This window comes from Campylobacter sp. CNRCH_2007_0968H, assembly GCF_025773245.1.
Classification (GTDB): domain Bacteria; phylum Campylobacterota; class Campylobacteria; order Campylobacterales; family Campylobacteraceae; genus Campylobacter_D; species Campylobacter_D lari_D.
The window spans coordinates 1-7,777 of record NZ_JAKMTQ010000023.1 but is presented as its reverse complement, the minus strand read 5'-3'; the positions used below and the strand labels follow the sequence as shown (position 1 = coordinate 7,777).

The 7,777-nt window shown below is 27.5% G+C and carries 8 protein-coding genes; all 8 read right to left on the bottom strand.

Annotation, left to right across the window (positions count from 1 at the left end):
• Positions 1–37: 37 nt before the first annotated feature.
• Positions 38–1,288: a hypothetical protein gene (locus L8Y18_RS08260; protein WP_263660001.1), complete on the bottom strand. Its 1,251-nt coding sequence runs from the start codon at positions 1,286–1,288 to the stop codon at positions 38–40.
• On the bottom strand, positions 1,285–1,968 hold the full coding sequence (locus L8Y18_RS08255) for a DUF4276 family protein (protein WP_263660003.1): 684 nt from the start codon (positions 1,966–1,968) through the stop codon (positions 1,285–1,287). The genes L8Y18_RS08260 and L8Y18_RS08255 overlap by 4 nt, the downstream gene beginning before the upstream one ends.
• A complete protein-coding gene (locus tag L8Y18_RS08250) occupies positions 1,968–3,047 on the bottom strand; it encodes an AAA family ATPase (protein ID WP_263660004.1) in 1,080 nt (359 codons plus the stop codon). Before L8Y18_RS08250 ends, L8Y18_RS08255 begins: the two co-directional genes overlap by 1 nt.
• A 30-nt stretch (positions 3,048–3,077) precedes the next feature.
• Positions 3,078–4,634 carry a putative toxin gene (locus tag L8Y18_RS08245; RefSeq protein ID WP_263676638.1) on the bottom strand — a complete coding sequence of 519 codons (1,557 nt, stop codon included), beginning with the start codon at positions 4,632–4,634 and terminating at the stop codon, positions 3,078–3,080.
• A gap of 26 nt (positions 4,635–4,660) precedes the next feature.
• On the bottom strand, positions 4,661–5,539 hold the full coding sequence (locus tag L8Y18_RS08240; protein ID WP_263660006.1) for an ankyrin repeat domain-containing protein: 879 nt from the start codon (positions 5,537–5,539) through the stop codon (positions 4,661–4,663).
• Between the two features lie 28 nt (positions 5,540–5,567).
• Positions 5,568–5,861, bottom strand: a complete 294-nt coding sequence (locus L8Y18_RS08235; protein ID WP_195672374.1) for a hypothetical protein — start codon at positions 5,859–5,861, stop codon at positions 5,568–5,570.
• A gap of 10 nt (positions 5,862–5,871) precedes the next feature.
• Positions 5,872–6,750 carry an ankyrin repeat domain-containing protein gene (locus tag L8Y18_RS08230; protein ID WP_263660007.1) on the bottom strand — a complete coding sequence of 293 codons (879 nt, stop codon included), beginning with the start codon at positions 6,748–6,750 and terminating at the stop codon, positions 5,872–5,874.
• Between the two features lie 70 nt (positions 6,751–6,820).
• Positions 6,821–7,777 (bottom strand): bacteriophage T4 gp5 trimerisation domain-containing protein (locus L8Y18_RS08225; protein ID WP_263660008.1); only part of this gene is annotated, 957 nt, incomplete at its 5' end.

The window sequence follows — 7,777 nt, the reverse complement described above, 5'->3', positions numbered from 1 at the left end:
AATAGCTTCTATTTTAGGAAGAGTTATTTTTCTTTTTTTAGCCATAAAAAGCCTTGTGGGTTTGAAGTATGCTTTCTAATTGCTCATCTTTAGCATAAAGAAGTTTTTCTTCCAAAGAACAATCAAAATTTGAAGGAAAAGGTTTTATGGTATCCTTGCTTAGAAATTTTTGCCAAAGTATAGAGTTTTTTTCTAATGAGAAATTCCAAAAATCATCTTTGTTATTATAAACATAGTCTTTATAATCTATAAAATTTACAAAGTTGATATTTACATTTTTTTGCTTAGAAAGCATACCTTGTATGTTTTCTTCTTCTGTGTTTTTTGGAATTTTATTATAGTTTTTAAGATAATGATTTATTCTATTGTTATTTAAGTTTTGATTTTCAAGTTCATTTAAAAGTTCTTTAGAATAATAATTTAAAAAATAATTATTTGCATATTCTTCTATATGCTCTTTAAAGCTTCTTTTATAAATTAACTCATCATAACTAATAGGGTAAGATTTTAAAGTATTATTTTTAGAATTTAATATATAATCATACCCTGCAAAAAAATAAGAAAAATCCATAAAGGCATAATCAGCACTTATGCCTTTACAAAGACTTAAAAAAATATTTTCAAGTTCTAAGATGATTTTTTCATCTTTACTTAAATTTAACTCTTTTTGAAGTTGTTCTTGAGTTTTTGAGATAAAGCCATAATTAAGTTTATCTTCATAATTTTTTACTAGATAATTTAAATTTTCATCATTAAGATTAAAAGTAAGGTATAGTGATGAGTTGAAATAAATATCATATTTATTAAAGTAGGGTGCTAGATTATCTTTTTCTATAAGAGTATTGATTTGGCTTTGAGAGAAATTTTCTCCTTTTTCATCCCAAAAAGGTAAATTAGGGGAGAGGTTTTTAAGAGTTCCTATTTCACTTAATTCATCTTTTTGATAATATCTATGTAAAATGTATTTGCTTTTATCTTTGCATAAACGATTGTAAATTTGAGTATAATTTGAAGGTAAAAAATTTAACCATTCATCCTCACTGTGTAGATTTATACCTTCAAATTTATCAATACTAAAACAAGCTTTAAGTTCTTGTATAGCTTTTAAGGTATTTTCTAAATGTTTATTATAAAAATTATTTTCATTAGCTTTTTTAAAATCAAGCCATTCTTGTAAATTAAGGCGATTACCTTTTAAACTCCAAGCGTTAAGGTATTTTTCATCACTAAAAGTTTTTTTAGATAAAAGATGAAAGCTAACCTGATTGGCACTTAATGTTTGTTTCATTTAAAAGCTTTCAAAGCATCAATTTTTTCACACCATTTGTTAAAGTGTTGACATTTTAATCTTATGTTGTCTATACCAATTTCTTTGGCAATTTTGCTACCATGCAAAACTTTTTTATAACTAGGAGAAGAAAAAATCTTTTTTAGCCTGTGTGACGGACTTGTTTCCTTGCTATTGTTGATTAATTCTGGATTATTGTATTTTTCGATAATACATTCTAATTCGCAAATGAGTTTTTCATCCCATTCAGCGTCTGCTTCAATGATTTTTGTAATATCACTAAAAAGCAAACTTTCAAATTCATGTGGTTGTATATAGCTAAAAAATTTATTTGTATCGCATTTTTGTTTAATTGCTTCATCAAAATCTTTTTGTATTTTTTCAATATATTCATATATATCAGTATTAGCTTTATTTTCTTTTAAAAATTCATCATCTAATCCATAATAATCAAACATAGTTGTCATAAAAGCTTGTGTGTCTTGTTTTAATTTTTTAACAATAAAATCAACCACTCTATCATACGAAAGCGCACCGCCTTTGTGTCCTTTAGATGTAGGTATTGTAAGTGGAGTGAGATAAATTTTGACATTGTGAAAATACGGACTTAAAGTTTCATTGATAAATTTTTCTTCACTTTGTCCTTCGCAAATTACATAGCATCTTATAATATCTGACATTATTTTGGTCTCCCACCTATAAGATTACTAGCCCAAATTTCTCCAAGTGTGTATTCTTCAAGCCAAGTTTGTAGTTTTTCATTGTCCATTCTTGTAAAAATAGATTGATCACCTTCTTTATCTACAACTATAATATCTTGTGCTTCAAAATGATTTATCAGTTCTACAGATTGAGAAGAAATAATGAGTTGTTTTTCTTGAGCTACTCTTTTAATGATCTCGCTTAAAATTTTTAACGCATAAGGATGTAGTCCTAATTCAGGCTCATCGATAATAATTGTTCCTGACATTAGCTCAAAAGGCTGAAGCAATAAAGTAGCTAAGCATATAAACCTTAAAGTTCCATCAGAAAGCATATGTGCTTTAAAAGGAGTATCAGGATCGTTTTTATGGTACCATTCTAATTGTATATTATCACTATTTCTAAAAATAAATCCCCCAAAAAAAGGAGCAATATCTTGTATAGTAGTTAAAATTTGTTCATAATGTTTATTGTGATTATCATGGAGCATTTTAAGATAAGCTGCTATATTTTGTGCATCTTCTTTGAATATAAGATTATCATTTACATCACATATGCTTTTCATTTTAGATGTATCTCCAGTATCATGAAAATGATAAAGCTTCCATTTCTTAATTTCACTTATAACATGTTGTGCCACTTTTTTAGAATAAGATTGCTCCATTATTTTTGAAAGATTGCTTTCTAATTGATTGCTTCCTATGAGTTCTTCATAATTTTTATAATCTCCATCAAAGAAAATATATTCTTTTGATATCATAAGTTTATTTTCACTTGTTGGAATTAAAGTAGCATAATAACTATTTTTACCAAAAGTAAATTTAAAATATATCTCATTTGTTTCTTTTCTACCAAAATACAAAAAACTATCAGGTCCTTTATCTTGTGTATAAAATTGCAAATTTTTATTAAACAATGCATTAAGCATTTTAAATACCGAGATAAAATTACTTTTACCTGCACCATTTGCACCGATTAAGATATTTAAATTTTTAAGTTCAAATTCGGATAAATCTTTTATAGATTTATAGCCTTTGATTGTTATGTTATTTAGCATTTATATCCTTTTGATTTTCACAAAACTTCTTTAACTTTTTTGAAGGTTTTTATTTTCATTAAAAACTTCTTCTAATTCTTCTGCATTATTTAAATTTAATCTTTTTATTACTATTTTATTAGGTGTTGCTCCTTTTATATGATGTAGATATATTTCTTTAAAAGCAGTTTTTATGCTTCTATGTAAATGCCTATGGTAGATAAAGCCACTTCTTGCATCACAATCTCCACCTTTTTCTGAAAAAATTCTCAAACGAGAAGTTTGAATATTTGATACTTCAGACCAATTTTGCTTGTCTTTATCCTTTTCATTTAGGATTTCTACCACCTTTGTTTTTTTCAATCTTTTTGTTTCTTTATTAAACTCACCTACTTTTTTTCCATCGAGTGCTAGTTTTTCATGTTCTTCACGAGTCAATACACTTCCTGTTACATTTTCTGTTAAATGTGTATAATGATTACACACAAAGATGTAATCAAGCTCATATTCTCTAGCGAGTTTTAACTCAAAACTTATTTGTTCTGTTAGACTTTGAACTTGGACATTTTTAACTTCGACTAAACTAGGAATACCATTAATATTTACTAAAAAATCAGGTATAGTATGATTAAAACTATGAATGTTAAAATTCGCATCTAGTTTTCTTTGATTGCTTAAATAGCGTGTAGATCTTTTCCCAAAAAGCAAAGAAGCAACATATTCTCCCGTATCTCCTATGAGTTTAGGTGAAATTTTTTTCTTATTATTTTTTAATTCTTTGCATTTTTCAACTTCTTCTTTTTGTTTTTCCTGCAAATCTTCCTTAGTTTCTTCAGAAATTCCATCTGCTTTTTTAATGGTTTCAAGCTTATGTTGTGCGCTTTTTAAAAGATCTTTTATTTGTTTTTCTTTACCACCATAAGAAGCAAAGCTTTGTTCGTTTTCAAGCATACTTTTAAAAACCTTAGGACTTTGTAAAGCAAAATGACTTGGATGTTCCACATTGGCTATTTTTCTTTGAAAAGTAAGGGTTTTTTGCTTAATATTACTTAATTCTGAAATGACAAAGCTGCTATTTAAAATAGGCACAGGATCAAAACTAGATTCTCCTTTATCACAGATTAGTCTAGGTATAAGACACCATTTATAACCAGATTCATTCTTGAAAGATTTTTCATAAAATTCTTTCAAGAAATCCTTTGTTACTGTTGCCACGCCATTATCTATTGAAAATGATCTTATATGATTTTTTATATTATCATCACTTGTATAAATATCATAAAATACATCGTATTCATAATCTTTTCTTTTATATCCTTTAGCAGGCAAAGCATCATCTTTTAATTTATCAAATTCTTCATTGATTTTTTCATTGCTTTGAAGTTTAAGTTTTTCAATTTCTTTTTCTTCATTGATTGTTTGTATATATTCTAAAGATTTGCTTTTATTGATGCGATATTCATCTTTTTTTGTTTTTTGGTTTTTATTCTTGTTTTCTTCTCCTATCATATGCTCTTCTTTAGGCAAATAAAAGGCAAGAGAATAACCACTGATGATATCTACACTTTCAAATTCTTTGATTTTAAATTTCACATCATTAAATTCCAATGAAAAATCCTTTTTTGTTTTTTATCTTAATTTTTCTTCTTTCTTCTTTCTTCATACATTTTAATTTGTTCTATTCTTTCTAAGCTTGTATCTATATCATATTCTTTAACCAATTCTTCCCAAGTCTTAGCTCCTGCTTTTTTTAAGATTTTTATGTTTTTATTTATATCGCAAGTATTAGCTCTATCTAATGGGGTTGCAGGTTTATAATAGCTGATTTTTCCATCTTCAATATCACTTATACCACAATTAGCCGCATTCACATCAGCTCCATATTTGATTAGCACTTCCACACAAGCTCCTATAGGTTTTTCTTTGCTTCCTGCAGCCCTATGTAAAAGGGTTTTTCCTGCATCGCTAAAACTAAATTCATTTTCTGTTTTAATACTTCTCATATTAGGATTTGCTCCTAGTTTTAAAGCTTCTTCTAAATAATTTGCATGATTAAACAATATCCAAACATGCAAAGGAGTGCTGCCACTTTCTTCATTATAAGTTTCAAATGTGCATCCTTTTTTAAAAAAATACTCTATTACTTCTTTATTTTTTCCATCTCTATCAATATACCTACTAAGTGCATTAAATCCAAAGCACACTTCATCAGCTTTAAGTCCTAAATTTTCAAAATACTCCATCATTTCAAAACTTTTACTTTTATCATAAGCAATTCCTGCACAAGCTAAAGTGATAGCAGTATCTATAATAGCTCTTTTGTTTTCACTATCCCAATAAGGTGTATAGCATTTTTCAAAAAATATTTCAGGCACAGGATAATCTTTTAAAAATTCTTTAACTTCTTCAAGTTTGTTAGCCTCTACAAGATCATAAAATTCTAAACATAATTCTTCTAAATATTCTTCTGAAGAATTTTCTTCAAAATTTATTAATTCTTCTAATGTTTTCATTGTTTTTCCTTTCTTTATAAAATGAGTTTTAATCTTTAACAAGTGATTTTAGTATTTTATAAATCTCACTTAAATCATCATGACAAAGCACATTTTTAATAAACCAATCCTTAAATTCATCCTCATCTGCTTCATCATAAGGTATACCAGTATCTTCTTCAAAAGCAACTTCGTAGTTTTCTGGATCTAAATTATTATATGCACCTTCCATAAAATCATCTATATGATTTTTTACTGCTTCTAGGAGTTCTTTATTAGGTTTTGTGTCTAAAAATGCTTTGAAATCATCTAAGCTTTCTAAAATATCGGTATTAAAATCCATTGTTTTTCCTTTATTTTTTCTTCTTTCTTCTTTCTTCATACATTTTAATTTGTTCTGGTTCTTCTAAGCTTGTATCGATATTGTATTCTTCAACCAATTCCTCCCAAGTCTTAGCTCCTGCTTTTTTTAAGATTTTTATGTTTTTATTTATATCGCAAGTATTAGCTCTATCCAATGGAGTAGCAGGATCATAATATTCAATTTTTCCATCTTCAATATCACTTATACAACAATTAGCCGCATTTACATCAGCTCCATATTTGATTAGCACTTCCACACAAGCTCCTATAGGTTTCTCATCAGATTCTGCAGCTCTATGCAAAAGGGTTTCTCCTGTATTAGTAAAGCTAAATTCACTTTCTGTTTTAATGGCTCTCATATTAGGATTTGCTCCTAGTTTTAAAGCTTCTTCTAAATACTTCACTTCTTCGCCGCATAATATCCATTCATGTAAAGGAGTGCTGCCGCTTTCTTCATTATAAGTTTCAAATGTGCATCCTTTTTTAAAAAAATACTCTATTACTTCTTTATTTTTTCCATCTCTATCAATATACCTACTAAGTGCATTGTATCCAAAGCACACTTCATTGGCTTTAAGTCCTAAATTTTCAAAATACTCCATCATTTCAAAACTTTTACTTTTATCATAAGCAATTCCTGCACAAGCTAAAGCGATAACAGGATCGATAATAGCTCTTTTGTTTTCACTATCCCAATAAGGTGTATAGCATTTTTCAAAAAATATTTCAGGCACAGGATAATCTTTTAAAAATTCTTTAACTTCTTCAAGTTTGTTAGCCTCTACAAGATCATAAAATTCTAAACATAAGTTTTTTACATATTTATCTACATCTTCTTCTAAAGATAATATTTCTTCTAATGTTTTCATTGTTTTTCCTTTAGTTTTTTTATAAATTGGGTTTCTTTGTGATTTTAGTTTTAATTTAAAAAAATTGCTTTTAATCTGCTCTCAAATCACCTCCTTTTACCCTTAAACCTTTATCATCTATAATTACTTGCATTTTTCCTACTTGAAGTATAATCTTATCTTTTGTTTGTGTGATGGTGGTATTTTCACCTACTTGAGAGATGATTCGTTTTTGTGCTATTAAAGTGCTTTCTTTATTAGCTAAAGTATTTATTTCATCAGCCGTAAAGGAACAATTATTTTTAGCTTTAAAACTAATAGAATCATCAGCTTCAGCTTTGAAATACTCATTTGTTTCTATGCTTAGATCTTTTTTGGAGTGAAATTTTATACTTTGATTGGTTTGAAGCACATAAGAACCTTTTATGGTTTCATTTTTATTATGTCCTATTCTTTGGATAAAATCATTTTTGATATCTTGCTCTAGGTTATTGTTGATGATTACTCTTTTATCATTTCCTATTTTTTCTTCATGATTTTGTCCGATATTGACTTCATTACTAATTCCTACATTCAAAGTATTACTTAAACCCACATTAGTATCTTTAGAAAGCAGGGTATTTTCTAGATACTGCGCACCTACATTGACATTTTTAAAACCTATGATATTTTGCATATGCCCTAAGGTAATAAATTCAGTATATAAAGCTCCTACTTCTGAGGTTTTGTTATTTTTTATAGTTTGCTCATAGTTATTGCCTATTTCTTCTTTATAATCTTTTTGTGCTAAAATGTAAAATTCTTCCTTGTCTATATCATTTTTTAAAGTGATTTCATTTCTTGCTTTTGCATCGGTATTATCTTTTCCTATAGTAGAATTAGAGATAGTTAGATAATGTTCATTTTTATAATTTAGATTATATTCTGTATTTTCTTGTAGTTTAAGTTCATCTAAGCCTTTATTATACATAGGTATAGCACTTAGATAATTTAGTGTTTGTCCAGCGATTTCTCTTTTGTATCTTGGGTAGTTATATTGTGGCATAGT